17 protein-coding genes are annotated in these 19059 nt (G+C 35.6%); 8 read left to right on the plus strand and 9 right to left on the minus strand.

All coding sequences use genetic code 11. The features are described 5' to 3' along the window. The 8 genes from proC to IQ05_RS15420 form a co-directional block, all read right to left on the minus strand. On the minus strand, window positions 1-777 hold the full coding sequence (gene proC, locus IQ05_RS12500; RefSeq protein WP_144893442.1) for a pyrroline-5-carboxylate reductase: 777 nt from the start codon (window positions 775-777) through the stop codon (window positions 1-3). A gap of 93 nt (window positions 778-870) precedes the next feature. Then, window positions 871-2223, minus strand: a complete 1353-nt coding sequence (mgtE, locus tag IQ05_RS12505) for a magnesium transporter (protein WP_144893444.1) — start codon at window positions 2221-2223, stop codon at window positions 871-873. Next, window positions 2213-2992, minus strand: coding sequence for a 16S rRNA (adenine(1518)-N(6)/adenine(1519)-N(6))-dimethyltransferase RsmA (gene rsmA, locus IQ05_RS12510; RefSeq protein WP_144893446.1), 780 nt, complete (start codon window positions 2990-2992; stop codon window positions 2213-2215). The genes mgtE and rsmA overlap by 11 nt, the downstream gene beginning before the upstream one ends. A gap of 112 nt (window positions 2993-3104) precedes the next feature. Next, a complete protein-coding gene (locus tag IQ05_RS12515; RefSeq protein WP_144893448.1) occupies window positions 3105-3422 on the minus strand; it encodes a DUF4286 family protein in 318 nt (105 codons plus the stop codon). Between the two features lie 116 nt (window positions 3423-3538). Then, entirely contained in the window at window positions 3539-5329 is a 1791-nt protein-coding gene (locus IQ05_RS12520; RefSeq protein ID WP_144893450.1) for a tetratricopeptide repeat protein, read from the minus strand. Between the two features lie 77 nt (window positions 5330-5406). Next, a complete protein-coding gene (serS, locus tag IQ05_RS12525) occupies window positions 5407-6678 on the minus strand; it encodes a serine--tRNA ligase (RefSeq protein ID WP_144893452.1) in 1272 nt (423 codons plus the stop codon). Between the two features lie 195 nt (window positions 6679-6873). Continuing rightward, entirely contained in the window at window positions 6874-7413 is a 540-nt protein-coding gene (locus IQ05_RS12530) for a DMP19 family protein (protein WP_144893454.1), read from the minus strand. Window positions 7414-7518: 105 nt separating this feature from the next. Beyond that, window positions 7519-7689, minus strand: coding sequence for a hypothetical protein (locus IQ05_RS15420; RefSeq protein WP_167496946.1), 171 nt, complete (start codon window positions 7687-7689; stop codon window positions 7519-7521). Between the two features lie 412 nt (window positions 7690-8101). On the opposite strand from IQ05_RS15420, the gene metG reads away from it, so the two are divergent. The 5 genes from metG to IQ05_RS12555 all read left to right on the plus strand — a co-directional run bounded on the left by metG (window position 8102) and on the right by IQ05_RS12555 (window position 14135). Continuing rightward, window positions 8102-10159, plus strand: coding sequence for a methionine--tRNA ligase (gene metG, locus IQ05_RS12535; protein WP_144893456.1), 2058 nt, complete (start codon window positions 8102-8104; stop codon window positions 10157-10159). Between the two features lie 80 nt (window positions 10160-10239). Beyond that, window positions 10240-10929, plus strand: a complete 690-nt coding sequence (locus IQ05_RS12540; protein ID WP_144893458.1) for an HAD family hydrolase — start codon at window positions 10240-10242, stop codon at window positions 10927-10929. A gap of 229 nt (window positions 10930-11158) precedes the next feature. Then, the gene (locus tag IQ05_RS12545; RefSeq protein ID WP_144893460.1) at window positions 11159-12415 is read left to right on the plus strand and encodes an OmpA family protein; all 1257 of its coding nucleotides are present in this window, start codon (window positions 11159-11161) and stop codon (window positions 12413-12415) included. 141 nt (window positions 12416-12556) lie between these two features. Then, a complete protein-coding gene (locus IQ05_RS12550; protein ID WP_144893580.1) occupies window positions 12557-13186 on the plus strand; it encodes a chloramphenicol acetyltransferase in 630 nt (209 codons plus the stop codon). A gap of 49 nt (window positions 13187-13235) precedes the next feature. Beyond that, the gene (locus IQ05_RS12555; RefSeq protein ID WP_144893462.1) at window positions 13236-14135 is read left to right on the plus strand and encodes a histone deacetylase family protein; all 900 of its coding nucleotides are present in this window, start codon (window positions 13236-13238) and stop codon (window positions 14133-14135) included. A 112-nt stretch (window positions 14136-14247) separates the two neighbouring features. Here the strand turns inward: IQ05_RS12555 and IQ05_RS12560 are convergent, their stop codons facing one another. Further along, window positions 14248-14571 (minus strand): single-stranded DNA-binding protein, encoded by a 324-nt coding sequence (locus IQ05_RS12560; protein ID WP_144893463.1) that lies wholly within the window; start codon window positions 14569-14571, stop codon window positions 14248-14250. 185 nt (window positions 14572-14756) lie between these two features. Between IQ05_RS12560 and IQ05_RS12565 the strand changes: the two genes are divergently transcribed. The 3 genes from IQ05_RS12565 to IQ05_RS12575 are packed head-to-tail and all read left to right on the plus strand — an operon-like array spanning window position 14757 to window position 19058. Beyond that, window positions 14757-16286, plus strand: a complete 1530-nt coding sequence (locus IQ05_RS12565) for a bifunctional GNAT family N-acetyltransferase/carbon-nitrogen hydrolase family protein (protein ID WP_144893465.1) — start codon at window positions 14757-14759, stop codon at window positions 16284-16286. Further along, complete coding sequence (locus IQ05_RS12570) at window positions 16283-16633, plus strand: hypothetical protein (RefSeq protein ID WP_144893467.1); 351 nt, start codon at window positions 16283-16285, stop codon at window positions 16631-16633. Before IQ05_RS12565 ends, IQ05_RS12570 begins: the two co-directional genes overlap by 4 nt. A 31-nt stretch (window positions 16634-16664) precedes the next feature. Beyond that, a complete protein-coding gene (locus tag IQ05_RS12575) occupies window positions 16665-19058 on the plus strand; it encodes a M28 family peptidase (RefSeq protein WP_244289573.1) in 2394 nt (797 codons plus the stop codon). Window position 19059 lies beyond the last annotated feature (1 nt).

Consider the following 19059-nt stretch of genomic DNA (forward strand, 5'->3'; position numbering starts at 1 on the left):
TTATCCTTTAATTTGTTTCAAAGAAGTTTTAATTCCGCGGATTAAGGACGAACTAAAACCATGCATTTCCATTTCATTTAACCCAGCAATGGTACATCCTTGAGGTGTAGTAACTCTATCAATTAATTGTTCAGGATGTATTTTTTCTTCCAAAAGCATTTGTGCTGCACCTTTTACAGTTTGCGCCGAAATAGCGAGGGCAGTTTGCCAATCAAAACCTATTTCGATACCCGCTTGCATAGAAGCACGAATATAACGCAAGGCAAATGCAGTTCCACTAGCTGCAAGAACCGTTGCTGCATCCATCAATTTTTCATCAATAATAGGTGCTGTGCCTAATGTTTGGAATAGCGATACAACTTGCTGCGCTTGATCCGTATCTTTTTCATGAAAAGCAATACAGGTTGCTGAAGCTCCAAACTGCGCCGCTATATTGGGCATTATTCGAATAGCACTATTTGTATTTCCTATTTTTTCTTGTAATTTCTCTATAGATAATCCACTCACTGCTGATGCTACAATTTTTTGAGATACAAAAGGTAGAATTTCACTTAATACCATATCTACTTGGTATGGTTTTATGGTCAAAATAATAACATCAGCCTCTTCTATTTGATGTACATTATTACTGGTAACAGTGGCACCTAATTTTTCCAGATACATAATTGAAGTCACATTTCTTCTAGTTATTGTAATCTTGTTTTCTGGTGAGAATTGAGATAATCCCAAAGCGATTGCTACGCCTAGGTTTCCTCCTCCAATAATATGTGCTTTCATGCTAGTTGTGGTTTTCCTCTCCTAAACCCTCTCTAAAGCAAAGGAAATTACTATGGAAAAGTGTTGGTTAGTTAGTTAATTGATTATGCTTTTTTAGAATCCTAAAATCATTTTTGCTATCGAAAAATAAATTAAAATTCCGCAAATATCGTTGCTAGTGGTAATAAAAGGTCCTGTTGCTAAAGCTGGATCAATCCCAAATTTATCTAGCAATAACGGAATAGAAGTTCCAATTAATGATGCAATAATTATTACTGATATGAGTGCAGTGGTTACAATAACCCCAATAATAATCTCAACATTTAATAAAAAATGACTTCCTATAAACAATATAGATGCCAATATTACACCGTTTAATAAGCTCAATGAAACTTCTTTTATCAACCTATTAAACAAGGAACCACTCAAGGTATTATTAGCCAAACCTTGAACTATAATAGCCGAAGATTGTACACCTACGTTTCCTGCCATCGCCGCAATAAGTGGTGTAAAAAAGAATAGGTTTCCGTGTTGTAGCATGGCACCTTCAAAAAGCCCCAATACTTTTACCGAGATAAAACCACCTAAAAGCGCTAAAACCAACCATGGTAACCTCGCCTTTGTGTGTTCAAATATGCTATCATCAGCTTCTACGTCTTGTGAGATACCCGCTGCTAACTGGTAATCCTCGTCTGCTTCGTCCTTGATTACATCTACAATGTCATCAATGGTAATTCTACCTACTAACCTTCCTAATTCATCCACAACAGGAATGGCTTCTAAATCGTACTTTTGCATGATACGCGCCACCTCAACATCCTCAGTATCTACTTTTACCGAGTTTAATTTTCGAATATAAACATCATTGATAGGTGTTCTTGATGAGGTAGTCAACAAATCCTTAAGTGACAAACGCCCTTTTAAACGGTCTTCATCATCTACCACGTAAATAGAATGGACTCTGGAGATATTTTCGGCCTGAATGCGCATTTCTTTCACGCACGTAAGCACGTTCCAGTTTTCATTGACCTTAACCAACTCTTTGTGCATGATTCCACCCGCGGTGTCCTCATCATATCGCAATAAATCAACAATATCTTTGGCATGCTCCACATCTTGAAGCTCTGATATTACTTCGGCTTTTAAGTCTTGCGAAAGTTCTGCAATAATATCCGCAGCATCATTGGTTTCTAGTTCATCTAATTCCTCCGCAATTTCCTTTGGCGAAAGCCTGCTTAATATGTTTTCACGCAAATCATCTTCTAATTCTAGAAGAATTTCGGCGGTTTTTTCACTGTCTAAAACTTTAAAGATGTAAGTAGCCTCGTTAAAGTCCAGCTCGTCTAGAATTTCGGCAATATCAGCATGGTGCATGTCATTCAATAATACTTCCAATTGCTGGTCGTTCTTGTTTTGAATGAGTTGCTCTAATTCTTGTATTAGTACTTTGCTGATTTTAAACTCCATCGGCTTCTATTTTTTGAGTAAGGGAAATAAATTGTGCTACATCTAATTGTTCTGGACGAAGGTTGAAAATTTCATCCTCACGCAAAACATCAGACAAATTTAAGGTCTTTAAGCTGTTGCGCAACGTTTTACGTCTTTGCTGAAAAGCGGTTTTAACTACTGTGAAAAATAATTTTTCGCCGCAAGGCAAACTAAAATCTTTTTTACGACGCAACCTTAAAACTCCTGATTTTACTTTGGGTGGCGGATTAAAAACATTTTCGTCTACGGTAAACAAATACTCCGCATCATAAAAAGCTTGTACCAGTACCGAGAGAATTCCATACGCCTTTGTTCCTTTCTTTTCACAAATACGTTCTGCTACTTCTTTTTGAAACATACCTGCAAACTCGGGTATTTGTTCTTTGTATTCTAATGTTCTAAAAACAATTTGTGTTGAAATATTATACGGGAAGTTCCCAATTATAGCAAACTGCTTCCCTTCAAAAATTTCATTGATGTTGTATTTCAAGAAATCTTTAGAGATAATTTTATCTTTCAATTTTGGGTAATTAGCATCCAGATAGGTTACTGATTCGGTATCAATTTCAATAACGTATGTATTTACAGGTTTATCCAATAAATATTTTGTCAAAACTCCCATTCCCGGACCTATTTCTAAGACATCATTATATCCTTCTAGGTTTAGCGTGTCAGCAATATCCTTAGCTATACTTTCATCTTTGAGAAAGTGTTGTCCTAAGTGTTTTTTGGCGGTTACTTTTTCCATTTTTTTGCTGAACTTATTTCAGTATGTATTTGTTTTGCCACTAAGGCATAAAGTTTATATTGTATCTGTGATCCGTTTTTTAGTCTGGACACTACGTATTTACTAGATTACGCTAATATTTATAATCTCCAATTAACTCAAGTTCAGTTCTAAAAGCAAGCATTTTATCTCCAAATAATCGAGCTCCTTCTTCACGAAAACTAGGTGCATGTTCTTGATAATAGCGCTGCAAGGTCTCCTTACTTTCTGTTTCATATTGTACAGAGTAGGTTACTCCTCCCATTTCTTCTTCAACCAATACGCGAACCAATCGGGCTGATGAAAACAATCCAGTTGCCAAGATTTCAGGAATGTGTTTGTGTTGCATCCAGATCATCCATTGATCGTGTACGCTTTCATGTATGTTTGTAGTAACGTTGTATATAATCATAAACTGACCCTGACCCTAAAAAAAGGGAAAACCTACCAGGGATAGTAGGGTTAAAAAAAATTAATATTCTAGAACAACGGTTGCCATCATGTAAAGCCTAGTTTTGCACCCATCATTTACTGTATTAAAGTATCTCCTCTTAGCATGCGATATTCTTTGCGGGCCGGCACAAAATGGATACTATCTTGATGATTAAAAATTATTTTCTCATACAATGGCTTAGCAATTTCGGGTTGTTGTAGTTTTTTATTGTTTATTTCGGCCGCATAAAATAAGGCTTCGTCAATGTAAATGCTTTCTTTGTGTGTTTCTATTATTTTTTGGTATTGGCTTAAAGCCAAAACAAAATCGGATTTTTTTTCATAAATTTTACCCAATCTCAACAACGTAACCGCTTCAATTTCATCAGCTTGCTCACCTGCCTTTTTTTGTAACAGTGATTGAAATTGAACAATGGCTTCCTCATCTCTATTTTGATACAAGAGGTAATCACCTTTTGCAAATTGTTTTAAGGCCGTTTGAGTAGAATCAGCAACGGTATTGTCATTTATCAGCAAGTAATACTCTAAGGCATCATTTGCAATCAACTGTGTATTAGCTGCTTTTAACTCCTTAAATTGTTTCAAAGCCCATTCAAAATCAGTTTTAAAATAGCTTGTTTTTGCTGCTTTCAAACTGGCTTCATGAGCTACAACATCATTTTTTAAATCCAATTCAATTTGAGAATAGTACAATAATGCTTGGTTGAATTTTTCTTCATAAAGTAAAATATCAGCCAACTCCATTTTTGTTTGTGCTATTTCATATTCATTCATCTGCATTTCAAGGGCAGACTTAATAATTTTTTTAGCCTCCTCTGGTTTTTTTAAATTGAATGCTGTAAAATGAGCTTGAATAAGTTGCAAAGATAGCGTAAAAGGACTTATCCCAAATTGTTTTAGCAAATCCTCTAGCGCCAGATTAATAGCCGGGTAATCAGTAGCTGATGCTTTTTCAATTTTCATTCGTATTAAGTACGTATTAGCTTGGACCAATAACTCCTTGTCCTGTGAGTTTTGCAACACAAAATTTAAAATCTCAATAGCGGCATCGGTTTTGTCTTCTTGAATGGCTTGTTGTCCTAGACTTACAATGTTAGCAAGCGTTTCGGGATTGCGTTTGTAAATGGCTTTTTCTTGTATAAATGCCTTATCAAATTCTTTTTGCTGGACATAAAACCAACTTAAAAAACGATTCCAGAAAATATCTTGTGTTTTTTGAGTTCTTACTATCAATGCTTTGCGCAAAATATCATTGAAATTAGCATCACCTTCATCAACCATAAAGCGTACTAATTGGTTTTGAATTCGAATGGAGTTTTCTGGATTCGTATACGCTTCATCTAGAAAAGTAGCAACCATGAGTTCCATATTTGCCATTTGACCGTAGAGCAACCCTATTTGATAATTGAAATTGAAATTTTCCTGCGTTCCAGAGACCATTTTATATGCTTTCAATGCATATTCAAGGAGCACTTTACGTTCAAACGCATTGGCAACACCGTAAACATCATTTGGATTTTTCTTTATGGATTCTAAAGCTCTTTCGTAGTAAGGCGTTGCCTTACTTTCGTTTTTTTGCAACTGATAATTATAGCCAAGTTCAACTAAAATAGTTGGCTGCTGGTACTTATCATACCTGAGCTGAAGTGCGTTTTGAGCGTTTTCAAACTGCTGCAATTGTTGCAAACAATCTATTGACCTTAAAAAATAAAGCGAATTTTGAGGTGTCTCTTTTAATAGTTCTTCATAACTGATTTTTGCTTTTTCAAAATCGCCTTTGTCATAATAATACTGTGCTAATTGCTCGTTTTGGGCAAAAGCAAATAGCGAGAATGACAAACTGATATACAGAAAGAGCTTTTTCATTATCAATATTCGTGTTTAGTTGCAGTCACAGTTTTCAGTCACAGCGTTTTTAACTGTGACTGATAACCGCAAACTAATTAATTTATAATATCAAATCCGCAGTAAGGACGTAATACCTCTGGTATTACAATTCCCTCAGGAGTTTGGTAATTTTCTAATATCCCAGCCATAACTCTTGGTAAGGCCAGCGCGCTTCCGTTTAAGGTGTGTGCCAATTGATTTTTTCCGTCTTTGTCCTTGAAACGCAATTTCAAACGATTCGATTGAAAAGTTTCAAAATTAGAAACCGAACTAATCTCTAACCAACGGTCTTGTGCCGTAGAAAATACTTCAAAATCATATGTCAATGCTGAAGCAAAACTCATATCACCTCCGCAAAGACGCAACACTCGGTAAGGTAATTTTAATTCACGCATAATACTTTTCACGTGTTCTACCATTCCATCAAGTGCTTCATAAGACTTATCAGGATGCTCTACTCGCACAATTTCGACTTTGTCAAACTGGTGCAAACGGTTTAATCCTCGTACATGCGCACCGTAAGAACCTGCTTCACGACGAAAACATGGCGTATAAGCCGTAGTCAATACTGGCAATTCATTTTCGTTGAGGATTACATCACGAAACAAATTTGTAACAGGAACCTCAGCCGTTGGAATCAAGTACAAATCATCGGTTTTGTCATGGTACATTTGGCCTTCTTTGTCTGGCAATTGTCCAGTTCCATAAGCAGATGCTTCATTAACCATGTGCGGAACCTGAACTTCATTATAACCTGCTGCCGTATTTTTATCTAAGAAATAATTGATCAAGGCACGTTGTAAACGAGCGCCTTTACCTTTATACACTGGAAATCCTGCTCCAGTGATTTTTACTCCCAATTCAAAATCAATGATATCGTATTTTTTTACCAAATCCCAATGTGGTTGTGCCCCTTCATGCAAAACTGGAACGGCACCTTCTTCAAAAACATTTAAGTTTTCCTCTGGTGTTTTCCCCTCAGGAACAATACCAGCTGGAAGATTAGGCAGTGTGTATAATTTTTCTAAAAGTTCAGCGGCTAGTGCCTCAGCGGTTTCGGCTAGCGCTTTGCTTTTCTCTTTGTTTAAAACTGTTTTTTCTTTAAGGATTGCGGCTTTTGCTTTCTCACCCGCTTTCATCAATTCGCCAATATCTTTGGATAATTTATTAGATTCAGATAAAATAGTGTCCAGCTCTACTTGCGTAGCGCGACGTTTTTCATCTAGTTGTACCACTTCTTCAACAACACTCTTGGCATCCAAATTTCTTTTGGCCAAAGCATTGATTACTTTTTCTTGATTCTCTCTAATAAATGCAATTTGTAACATAGCTTGATTTTTTTGCGCTAACTTATATGATTATGGAAGCAAATTTAAGGAAATGTTTGGTAAGATTGGGACAAAGTTTTTTAGGAAAATTTATTTCACGAAGATTCGCATAAAAGCCACAAAGATTCACTAAGTTTTATGCAGAAATCTTTGCGCTGCTTTGTGTTTTTCTTGGTGTGTCTATGCGAAATAACTCTACTCTCTTTTGATCTCGTGACCTACAAAAGCTTCAAGAGTTGCAAACATATCATCTATAGAAAGCACTTCAAGATCTGGGTGCGACATTAAAAAAGCAGCATTAAGTTCTACTATATTTTCTTCTATTTCGAAAAAAGTATCGATGTTGAGTGCGTCTCTAGTGAGATTTACCCCTTCTAATTTTCCTTGTAAAAATTTATTGAGTTTCACATTACTCATTAAACTTACTTTTTTAGATTGTTGCTGGAATAATTCTAGATGTTTTGGTGCTTCAATCAAGGCCAAACCTTCTTCAATAAGTTCATTTAATTCTTTATTCCATCCAGAGCGGTGAACAAATTGTGCAAAATTGCCATCAACATGTTGCGCTACGTAAAAATCTAAATAATAACTCATCAATGCATCTTCGTGAATCAAATCGTCATCAATTTTCTCTTCACGCATTAAGTTGACTACTGAAATGTTTGAGTTAATTATGTCTTGTGGGTTTTCACTTTGAGCAGCGTTTTCTGAGATGATAATTTTTCCGAATTCCATTTGAGTTGCGTTTTATATTATAGGTTGCAAATTTCGGGTAAAAGATTGAGGAATCGAAATATTTGTTTTAGCCAAAGATTAACACAAATTTTTTAGCGTCAGCATTTAACTCACATCAGATTCATTATTGTTCTTTTTCTGATTCATTTTGGTTACCAATGCCTTCAAGCGTGCTGCTTTTGCTGCTTTCTCTTCTTGCAATTTTGTCTTTTTCCTATTGAGGAGTTTGGTGTGCAACGCTTTGTTTTTGGTGTTTTTTTCGGGTCCTTTAGGCATGATGTAGAGACTTATTTAATAGTGTTTGCCATTTGAGACTGTTATCACAAACTTAAAACGATGCAAAGGAAACTATTTTTCGGCATTTTGCTATTTTAATATTGAATTAAGTTGTTCTTGAACTAGAGATTCCTCGTTCGTCGGAATGACAAATGGGCTAAAAATACTATTTCTCTAGCCCCAATAGCAGTGAAAATCCTTTCCATTTTTTCTTTAAAAATGGAAAGATTGCAACGGATAGTGGGACATCGCAGATTCAGCAAAGCTAAATAGCTTCAAATAAAATTCTATTGCTTATTTTTGCACCTCAATAAAATTGAATCATGAAATGAGCGTAGCAAAAAAATGGGTGATACATCCCGTCGTGCTAGGCGAATTACATGTGAAAATAAAAAAATAATATTAGCAACACATGATACAGAATCCAAAAAGATATACGATTACAGCGGCATTGCCGTACACGAACGGACCGATTCACATTGGCCATTTGGCGGGTGTTTACGTACCGTCAGATATTTATTCTAGATATTTAAGATTGCAAGGAAGAGACGTTCTGTTTGTTTGCGGAAGCGATGAACACGGTGTGGCTATCTCTATGAAAGCCAAAAAAGAAGGCATTACGCCTCAGCAAGTAATTGATAAATATGATGGAATCATTCGTAAATCGTTTTCTGATTTTGGAATTTCATTTGATAACTATTCTAGAACATCTGCTAAAATTCATCATGATACGGCTTCGGAATTTTTTAAAAAATTGTACGAACAAGGCGATTTTATAGAAGAAGTAACCGAGCAATTGTATGATGCCAAAGCAGATCAATTTTTAGCAGATCGTTTTGTAATGGGAACTTGCCCAAAATGTGGCAACGAAGAAGCATATGGCGATCAGTGCGAAAAATGCGGCTCTACGCTTAATGCTACCGATTTGATTAATCCAAAATCGACCATTACGGGAGAAACTCCCATCATGAAAGCAACGAAACACTGGTTCTTGCCTCTTGACCGTTACGAAGATTTCTTAAAAGAATGGATTCTTGTAGGACATAAAAACGACTGGAAACCGAATGTTTACGGCCAAGTAAAATCATGGATTGACGGAGGATTAGAACCTCGTGCGGTAACGCGTGACCTAGACTGGGGAATTGATGTTCCTGTTGAAGGTGCCGAAGGAAAAAAATTATACGTGTGGTTTGATGCGCCTATTGGATACATATCGGCTACGAAAGAATGGGCTTTGCGCGAAGGAAAAGACTGGGAACCGTACTGGAAAGATCAAGACACAAAACTGGTTCACTTTATTGGGAAAGACAATATTGTATTTCATTGCGTGATTTTCCCGGCAATGCTAAAAGCCGAAGGAAGTTATATTTTACCTGACAATGTTCCTGCTAATGAGTTCTTGAACTTAGAGGGCAATAAATTATCTACGTCTAAAAACTGGGCGGTTTGGTTGCACGAATATTTAGAAGAATTCCCAAATCAGCAGGATGTATTGCGCTATGCCTTAACATCGAATGCACCGGAAACGAAGGATAATGACTTTACTTGGAAAGATTTTCAAGCTAGAAATAACAATGAACTAGTGGCGATTTTTGGCAACTTCATCAATCGTGTGGTAGTTTTAACCAATAAATATTACGACGGAATTGTTCCCACACCGAACGAACTTTCTGAGGTAGACGAACAAACTTTGGCTGAATTGAAAGCCTATCCATCAGTAATTTCAAGTTCTATCGAAAGATATAGATTTAGAGAAGCACTTGGCGAAATGATGAATGTGGCTCGTTTAGGAAATAAATATCTAGCCGATGAAGAGCCTTGGAAGATGATTAAAACCGATGAAGAACGTACAAAAACTCAAATGTATGTTGCTTTGCAAATTGCTGCAGCTTTGAGTTCGCTTTGTGATCCGTTCTTACCTTTTACTTCTGTAAAATTATCAAGAATGCTGAATATCAACATCAACAATTGGAATTTGGAATTTGAAGATTGGAATTTATTACCCGCTGGTCACCAAATTGGTCAAGCCGAATTACTGTTTTCGAAAATTGAAGATGAAGAAATCCAAAAACAAATAGATAAATTGGAAGCAACCAAAACAGCTAACAAAGCCGAGAATAAAGTAGCTGAACCACAAAAAGAGCTGATTCAGTTTGAGGATTTTGCCAAAATGGATATCCGCACAGGAACCATATTAGAAGCCGAAAAAATGCCAAAAGCAAATAAACTTCTCGTTTTGAAAATTGATACTGGAATTGATATTCGAACGATAGTTTCGGGAATTGCGGAAAGTTTTAAACCAGAAGATATCGTTGGAAAACGCGTGACGGTTCTCGTGAATCTAGCCCCAAGAAACCTTCGTGGTGTAGAAAGTCAAGGAATGATTTTAATGACTACAAATACCGAAGGAAAACTAGTGTTTGTAAATCCTGATACGGATGGTGTAGCCAATGGGGAAACGATAAATTAAATAAAAATGAACCACGAATTCGCTAATGAATATGTACTTCTATCATATTAATTAGCGAATTCGTGGTAAAATAAATAAAAATGAACCTAAAAGTAATTGCTTTTGATGCTGATGACACCTTGTTTATCAACGAAACCTATTTTCTAGAAACCGAAGAGAAATTTTGTGCACTCATGAGTGATTATTTGTCACATCAAGGACTTTCGCAGGAATTATTTAAGGTCGAAATAGCCAATTTAAAATTGTACGGCTACGGAATAAAAGGTTACATTTTATCCATGATTGAGGCTGCAATGAATATTTCGAACAACACGATTCCGATTGAAATAATTGAAAAAATCATTCAGTACGGCAAAGAACTTTTAGAAAAACCTATTGTTTTACTAGATGGTGTTCAAGAAACCTTACAAGCCTTACACGGAAAATACAAACTTGTGGTGGCCACCAAAGGCGATTTATTAGACCAGCGCAGAAAATTACACAATTCGGGGTTAGGCCATTATTTTCATCATATTGAAGTGATGTCAGATAAGCAGGAAATTGATTATACAGACTTGATTAAACGATTAGAAATTCAACCCTCTGAATTTTTCATGATAGGCAATTCATTGAAATCCGATGTTCTTCCTGTTTTAGCGATTGGTGGATATGCCGTTCACATTCCGTTTCACACTACTTGGGCACATGAAAAAATTGATCATACAGTTGAGCATGATAACTTTCGAACCCTAGAAAAACTAACAGATGTATTACCTTTTATACAATTATAGTTGGTGAAATTTACATTATTAATGTAAAGCCGCGTTATACCTCAATTAATATCATTTTTTTGGAGTTAAAAAAGAATACATGCAAAAAATTAATAGCTAATTTATTATCAATTATTTAACATTACCTTCAATTTATAGAATTAAAAGTAAATATTGTATAATTAACTGATTGAAATTTCTCATTTAAATATATGTTGTAAATTTGCAAAGAATTTAAAAATCATAAAAAATGAAAAATTTAATGTTTGCATTAGTTTTTGCAGGTGCAGTTTCTTCTGTAAATGCTCAAACTGAAACTAAAGAAGTAAAAAATACAGATTACAACAAATGGTCTATCGAATTAGCTGGTGGTGTTAACAAACCACAAAGACCAATGGGATCAGGTTATTTTACTTCAACTCCAAGTCCTTATGTTGCCGATCTAGGTGTACGTTACATGTTTAACAATAAATTTGGTTTGAAAGCTGATTTTGGATACAACAGTTTTGAAGGAAAAAGCAACTCTGCTAATTTTGACACAAAATATTACAGAGCTAATCTTCAAGCAGTAGCAAACTTAGGTAGAATTATGAGCTTTGAAACTTGGACTAATACAATAGGTTTATTAGGACATGCTGGTTTTGGTTTAGCTCAATTAGAGGATCAAAATTCTGCTTTAAAAGACAGAATGGGTAATTTTATGGCAGGTATTACTGGTCAAATTAAATTATCAAACAGAATTGCTCTTACAGGTGATTTCACAACTATCCTTAATGCTGCACAAGATGCAACTTTTGATGCTTCAACAACTAGAAACGCAAGAGGATTCTCTGGAATTTTGTTTAATGGTACTGTAGGTTTAACAGTTTACTTAGGTAGTAATGAAAAACATGCTGACTGGGTACTTGACAACAACAGCGAAATTGACAAATTAAAGCAACAAATTGCTGATATTGAAACTTCAATGTTAGATACAGATAAAGATGGTGTTGCTGATTATTTAGATCAAGAGCCTAACACTATTGGTGGTGTAATGGTTGATACTAAAGGTAAATCTATTGACTTGAACAACAATAATGTTCCTGACGAATTAGAAAGCTATTTATTGAAAACTTACGGAAGTAATACTGATAAATCAGCTATCGTAAACAACAGTACATTAATCAAAAACTTAATCAACGAAGGTTACGTAAGTACTTATTTTGATTACAACAAATCTACTCCAACAAACGTATCTACTGAAGGAATTGATTTTATCTTGACTTACTTAAGAAACAACCCATCTGCATCAGTTGACATTATTGGTCATGCTGACGAGTTAGGAAGATCTGAGTACAATGATAAATTATCTACAGCAAGAGCTAACAGCGTAAAAGACGTTTTAGTTAAAGCTAATGTTGATGCTTCAAGATTGAACGTTGTTGCAGCTGGTGAAGATGCTTCAGTAGCAAAAGATTCAGATGCAGCTAGAAAATTAGTAAGAAGAGTTACTTTCAGAGTAAAATAATTCTCCACTTATAATTACTTAAAAGCCCTAAAGGAAATTCTTTTAGGGCTTTTTTTATATTTAACAATCAAAGAAATTAGAAGCGTATGGCTGAATTAAAAATTAGCAATACTTTTGAAAAATAAATTAATTCCATTCCCTTTGAAACAACTTTTAGACATCGATAATTGGGCGCGTAAAGAACATTTTCAATTTTTTAAACAATTTGAAGAGCCCTTTTTTGGAGCAACTGTACAAATTGATTGTTCACTGGCTTACGCCAAAGCTAAAATGCTAAACACCTCCTTTTTTAGCTACTACCTTCACAAAACACTTATGGCTGTAAATGCCATAGAACCTTTTAGATATCGCATTGACGGGGAAACCGTTGTAATACACAATCACATCAATGCATCAGCAACAATAGGAAGAGAAGACGGGACTTTTGGCTTTTCTTTGATTGAATTCGACCCAGATTATGCTGTTTTTGAAACCAGTACCGCAACAGAAATTAAACGTATTCAAACCACCACTGGACTTTTTACCCGGAATTTTAATGATGATAACGTCATCCATTTCTCGGCAGTTCCTTGGTTAGACTTTACTTCTCTATCACATGCAAGAAGTTTTAGTTTTGCTGACAGTTGTCCAAAAATCTCCTTTGGTAAAATGACCGTTGATGATTCAGGAAAAAAAACCATGCCCATGTCTGTGCACGTACATCACGGGTTAATTGACGGCTTACACCTAGGACAATTTGTGGATTACTTTCAAGAATTGATGAACCAATAAGCTAAGCATCGCTTGAGTTTAATAAATTAACTAAAAGTCATTTTCCGCCATGTTCCCAATAGCATTTCATCCTATTTACCAGCATCCGTTACCAGAAGGGCATCGATTTCCCATGCTTAAATACGAACTGCTTCCGCAACAATTGTTGCATGAAGGAACCGCATTGCCAACTGATTTTTACCAACCCGAAATTTGCGATTTAGCTCCGGTTTTAGCTATTCATCAAAAAGAATATGTCACAGATTTATTAGAACTCACCTTAAACGCAAAAGCGGTGCGTAAAATAGGTTTTCCACTTTCAAAAGAACTAGTAGAACGGGAACTCATCATTGCCCAAGGAACTATTTTTGGCGCACAAAAATCATTTGATACGAAAGTCTCATTCAATATTGCAGGAGGTACGCACCATGCTTACACAGATCATGGCGAAGCATTTTGTTTATTAAACGACCAAGCCATTGCAGCGCAGTTTTTATTGGACACTAATATGGCCAAAAAGATTTTAATCATCGATTTAGATGTACATCAGGGAAACGGAACTGCTGAGATTTTTCAAAACAATTCAAAAGTATTTACGTTTTCTACACATGGCAAAACAAATTATCCGTTCAAGAAAGAAACGTCAGATTTAGACATTGCATTTGACGATGGAACAACCGATGCGGAGTTCTTGCAAACCCTTGCAACTGTAATTCCGCAATTGATAGAAACGCAAAAACCCGATTTCATATTTTATTTGGCTGGTGTCGATATTTTGGCCACAGATAAACTAGGGAAATTAGGTTGTACCCTTGATGGTTGTAAAAAACGAGATGAATTGGTTTTTGAATTGTGTTCCAAATTCCAAATTCCAGTACAAGTTTCTATGGGTGGCGGCTACTCTCCCGATATAAAAACTATTATTGAAGCCCACGCCAACACCTATCGAATGGCAAAAAATATTTTTTAAACGTTTTCCAATAATTCAAAACAATAAGAACTGATTCATGCTTTTTTAATTACAAAAAAAAAACACGAACCTCAATTAAGAAATCCGTGCATTTTATAAAATAGTAAGAATACTATTTCCCTAAAAGCAATACTTCACTTGCTACTATTTCAGTGATATAGCGCTTTTCACCGTTTTTATCCTCGTAAGTTCTGTGGGATAATTTTGCTTCAATTCCAATTTCTCTGCCTTTGGTCACAAACTTTTCAATGATCTCAGCTGTTTTTCCCCAAGCGGTAACACGGTGCCACTCTGTTTGCTCTACTTTGTCTCCGTTTTCTTTGTAATACACATCATTTGTAGCGATGCTCACGGTGGCTAATTTTTTTCCTCCTTCAAGTGTTTTAACTTCTGGATCTTGACCTACTCTTCCGATTAATTGTACTCTGTTTTTCATGGCGTGTAAATTTAATAATTGGTGTATATGTTTATTTGTCAAAACGTTCATTCGAATCAACAGGGCAAAGATGCGACAGTTTCAAAACAAGAATCGGTTGCTAACTATTTACTTTCGGTTGTAACTATTTGTAACCGTTTGTAAATGTTAAAAAAAAAGTTATATTTGTTGTAAATCAATTTATTATGCAGGCCAAAATTAACAAAGTAGAATTACGAAATCTGAAATTTGACGACTACAAAGAACTTAAAAAATCTATGGTAGAGTCCTATCCAGAAATGACCGGTTCCTACTGGAGAGAACATCACATCGAAAAATTATTGAGTATTTTCCCAGAGGGTCAACTCGTGATTTTAGTGGACGGTAAAGTTGTTGGCTCCGCATTATCCCTTATCGTTGATGAAAGTTTAGTCGATAAAAATCATAATTATTCAGACATTACTGGAAAATATACCTTTTCTACCCACAATCAGAAAAGCGATATTTTATACGGAATAGATGTTTTTATACACCCCAATTACAGAGGTCTAAGACTGGGAAGAAGACTTTATGACGCCCGAAAAGAGCTGTGCGAACAATTGAACCTGAAGGCTATTGTTTTTGCAGGACGAATACCTAATTACGGAAAACACGCCGACACACTTAGTCCAAAAGATTATATTGATAAAGTGAAAAGAAAAGAAATGCACGACTCAGTACTTTCTTTTCAATTAAGCAATGATTTTCACGTAATCCGGGTGATGAAAAATTATCTCGAAGGCGATACAGATAGCAAAGAATTTGCTGTATTACTGGAGTGGAACAACATTTATTATGACGAAAGCCCTAAGCTAATCAATCTTGCAAAAAGCGTAATCCGTTTAGGACTTGTACAATGGCAAATGCGCCAATTGAATAATCTTGAAGCCTTATTTGAACAATGTGAGTTTTTTGTAGATGTTGTATCCGGTTACGGTAGTGACTTTGCGTTGTTTCCAGAACTTTTTACGGCTCCTTTAATGGCCGATTACAACCATTTATCTGAGGCAGAAGCTATACGAGAACTAGCCAAACATACAGATCCCATTCACAAACGCTTTCAAGAATTAGCCATTTCATATAACATCAATATCATTACAGGTAGTATGCCATACCTGGATAACGGTACTTTATATAATGTTGGTTTCTTGTGTAAAAGAGACGGAACCTCTGAAATGTATGCCAAAATCCACGTTACACCTAATGAAGTACAGCATTGGGGAATGACTGGTGGCTCTACCATTAAAACCTTTGATACGGATTGCGGCAAAATAGGAATCATGATTTGCTATGATGTGGAATTTCCGGAGCTTTCCCGCTTGATGGCCGATGAAGGCATGAACATCTTATTTGTTCCTTTCTTGACCGATACACAAAACGCGTACACACGCGTAAAGCATTGTGCACAGGCACGAGCCATAGAAAACGAATGTTATGTTGCCATTGCTGGTTGTGTGGGGAATTTACCAAAAGTAAATAATATGGATATTCAATACGCACAATCTGCCGTTTTTACGCCCTCAGACTTTGCTTTTCCTAGTAACGGAATCAAAGCCGAAGCGACACCAAATACCGAAATGACCCTTATTGTAGATGTAGACTTAGATTTGCTGAAAGAATTGCATGAGCATGGCAGTGTTCGCATCCTTAAAGACCGTAGAACTGATTTATACGACATCAAAAAAATAAATCCATGAGTAAAACCTGTTTAGAATGCGGAGAAAAAATTGTGGGACGCGAGGACAAGAAATTTTGTAGTGATGGTTGTCGCAATGCTTACAATAATAAAATAAACAAGGATAGCACCAATTACATGCGCAACATCAACAACAGGTTGCGCAAGAACTATCGCATTTTATCTGAACTAAATACCGAAGGAAAATCAAAAACTACCCGTGCAAAACTAGTAAGCAAAGGATTTGATTTTGATTATTTTACAAACATCCTTCAAACTAAAACAGGAAACACCTATTATTTCCTCTATGACCAAGGCTACATGGTTTTAGAAAATGATTATTATATGCTTGTCAAAAAAGACATCTAAATACCACAACCCCAAAACCTATTAACCAAAAATGAAAAAAGATTTTTCTTCAATTTACATGAGTGTTTTTATTCTTGTTGTATTAGCGGCACTATACTACACAATGATGCCGCAATTTACTTCAAACAAGGACACATCACTAGTTGATTTTTCTGCAACACGGGCTTTTGAACAAGTAAAAGCTATCGCTCAAAAACCGCATTATGTAGGATCTAAAAACCATGAAATAGTTGCCAATTATTTGCAACAAGAGCTTGAAAGTTTGGGTCTAGAAACCACCATTCAAGAAGGTTATACACTAAGTGATTGGGGAAATCTTGTATATTCTAAAAATGTTTTAGCACGAATAAAAGGCTCTTCAAACTCAAAAGCGCTTTTGCTGCTTTCTCATTATGATAGTGCACCACATTCTTACTCACCAGGCGCTAGTGATGCTGGCTCTGGTGTAGCAACTATTATTGAAGGAATAAGAGCTTTTTTGTATACCAAAACACCTCATAAAAATGACATCATCATCATGTTTTCTGATGGTGAAGAATTAGGGCTAAACGGTGCAGCACTTTTTGTAAACCAACACAAATGGGCCAAAGATATAGGAGTCGTTCTAAACTTTGAAGCTCGAGGGACATCAGGACCAAGTTATATGCTCATGGAAACCAATGCTGGCAATGGTTCATTAGTAAAAGAATTTGCCGAGGCCAAAACCACATTTCCAGTATCAAACTCTTTGATGTACAGCATTTATAAAATGTTACCTAACGATACTGATTTGACTGTGTTTAGAGAACAAGGAAACATACAAGGGTACAATTTTGCTTTTATAGACGATCATTACAATTACCACACCGCTCAAGATGACACTGCCCATCTTGATATAAACACGCTTGCCCACCAAGGTACGTATTTGATGCCTTTGCTAAAACATTTTTCCAATACAAATTTAAACAAACAAGCATCTCAAGAGGATTTTGTTTATTTTAGTTTGCCTCACACCTTTGTGTACTACCCATTTAGCTGGACTATTCCAGTGGTCATAGGTTGCTTTGTGATGCTGGTATTTTTTATATTTATAGGAAGAGCTAAACATCTATTAACATTTCAAGATATTGGAAAAGGATTTATTCCTCTTTTTGGATCGCTAGTTACAGCAGGAATTGTGACCTTTTTAGGTTGGAAACTTCTACTCGTACTCTATCCTCAATACAACGATTTGCTTAACGGGTTTACCTATAACGGTCATGAATATATAGCAGCTTTTGTATTCTTATCACTTGCAATAACGATGGCGTTTTACGGTCATTTTTCAAATAAAAAGAGAACCATGAGTCATTATGTAGCACCACTAACATTGTGGATACTTATCAATGGTTTATTAGCGATATATTTACCTGGGGCTGGGTTTTTAATTATTCCTGTATGTTTTGGATTGTTAGTTTTTGGACTATTTGTAATTACTCAAAAATCAAGTAAAACAGTCAATTTAATACTTAGTATTCCTGCATTATTAATTATAACTCCATTTATTCAAATGTTTCCTGTGGGACTAGGATTAAAGGTTCTTTTTGGTAGTTCAATATTAACGGTTTTAACGGTGGGAATTCTCTATTTTGTTTTTGGGGCATACGCCAAAAAAAGAATTTGGACTATATGCTTTTTATTTATATCTATCGGTTTTTTTGCAAAAGCACATTATGATTCTGGTTATGAATTTGGAAAAGCAAAATCAAATAGCCTACTTTATGTATATGATTCTGATAAAAAAACAGCAAAATGGGCTACTTATGATAGTAATCTTGACACTTGGACCAAAACGTATTTGGGCAATAATCCAGAAAAAGCCTCAACGCTCAACGAGCTTCCCTTATTTAGCAAATACAACTCTGGTTTCACCTTTACTACCGCTGCACCCGTAAAAAACATTGCTCCGCCTACTGTTACTTTTATTTATGATAGAACTATTGGATCAAGAAGGTATTTAAAAATTCAGATTGCTCCAAATAGAAATGTAAACAGGTACGATGTGTTTGCCAATGAAGGTATGAAAATCAACAATTTTATAGCTAATGGAACAACAGCTGTCGATAACAAAAAAGGAGCATACGAACGAAAAGGTAAAAAAATTGTTAGCTATTATGTAGTAAACAATGCTCCGCTAGTACTGCAATTTGACATAGAATCTGGAAATAAATTTGATATGGAATTGCTAGAAAGCTCTTTTGATTTAACCACAAACCCAGTATTTGAACTAGCAAAAAGAGAGAACTGGATGATGCCTACACCTTTTGTATTGAATGATGCAGTTGTCATTAGACAAAAAATAAAACCTAGTCCTGTTGTTGTAGTTCCGCCGGTGAAACTCAAAACACCTATTGGCTACAGCCGATACAAAAAACAATCCTTACAAGACAGCTTGACAATAAAGTAAG

The sequence above is a fragment of the Flavobacterium tiangeerense genome (genome assembly GCF_007830355.1).
In the GTDB taxonomy this organism is placed as follows: domain Bacteria; phylum Bacteroidota; class Bacteroidia; order Flavobacteriales; family Flavobacteriaceae; genus Flavobacterium; species Flavobacterium tiangeerense.

Excerpts from the sequence above, each read along its gene's own strand:
- IQ05_RS12575 (WP_244289573.1), top strand. The coding sequence starts at position 16,665 with ATGAAAAAAGATTTTTCTTCAATTTACATGAGTGTTTTTATTCTTGTT.
- serS (WP_144893452.1), bottom strand. The coding sequence starts at position 6,678 with ATGTTACAAATTGCATTTATTAGAGAGAATCAAGAAAAAGTAATCAAT.
- IQ05_RS12530 (WP_144893454.1), bottom strand. The coding sequence starts at position 7,413 with ATGGAATTCGGAAAAATTATCATCTCAGAAAACGCTGCTCAAAGTGAA.
- proC (WP_144893442.1), bottom strand. The coding sequence starts at position 777 with ATGAAAGCACATATTATTGGAGGAGGAAACCTAGGCGTAGCAATCGCT.
- IQ05_RS12555 (WP_144893462.1), top strand. The coding sequence starts at position 13,236 with ATGTTCCCAATAGCATTTCATCCTATTTACCAGCATCCGTTACCAGAA.
- IQ05_RS12515 (WP_144893448.1), bottom strand. The coding sequence starts at position 3,422 with ATGATTATATACAACGTTACTACAAACATACATGAAAGCGTACACGAT.
- IQ05_RS12570 (WP_144893467.1), top strand. The coding sequence starts at position 16,283 with ATGAGTAAAACCTGTTTAGAATGCGGAGAAAAAATTGTGGGACGCGAG.
- IQ05_RS15420 (WP_167496946.1), bottom strand. The coding sequence starts at position 7,689 with ATGCCTAAAGGACCCGAAAAAAACACCAAAAACAAAGCGTTGCACACC.
- IQ05_RS12520 (WP_144893450.1), bottom strand. The coding sequence starts at position 5,329 with ATGAAAAAGCTCTTTCTGTATATCAGTTTGTCATTCTCGCTATTTGCT.
- IQ05_RS12565 (WP_144893465.1), top strand. The coding sequence starts at position 14,757 with ATGCAGGCCAAAATTAACAAAGTAGAATTACGAAATCTGAAATTTGAC.
- IQ05_RS12540 (WP_144893458.1), top strand. The coding sequence starts at position 10,240 with ATGAACCTAAAAGTAATTGCTTTTGATGCTGATGACACCTTGTTTATC.
- metG (WP_144893456.1), top strand. The coding sequence starts at position 8,102 with ATGATACAGAATCCAAAAAGATATACGATTACAGCGGCATTGCCGTAC.
- mgtE (WP_144893444.1), bottom strand. The coding sequence starts at position 2,223 with ATGGAGTTTAAAATCAGCAAAGTACTAATACAAGAATTAGAGCAACTC.
- IQ05_RS12545 (WP_144893460.1), top strand. The coding sequence starts at position 11,159 with ATGAAAAATTTAATGTTTGCATTAGTTTTTGCAGGTGCAGTTTCTTCT.
- rsmA (WP_144893446.1), bottom strand. The coding sequence starts at position 2,992 with ATGGAAAAAGTAACCGCCAAAAAACACTTAGGACAACACTTTCTCAAA.
- IQ05_RS12560 (WP_144893463.1), bottom strand. The coding sequence starts at position 14,571 with ATGAAAAACAGAGTACAATTAATCGGAAGAGTAGGTCAAGATCCAGAA.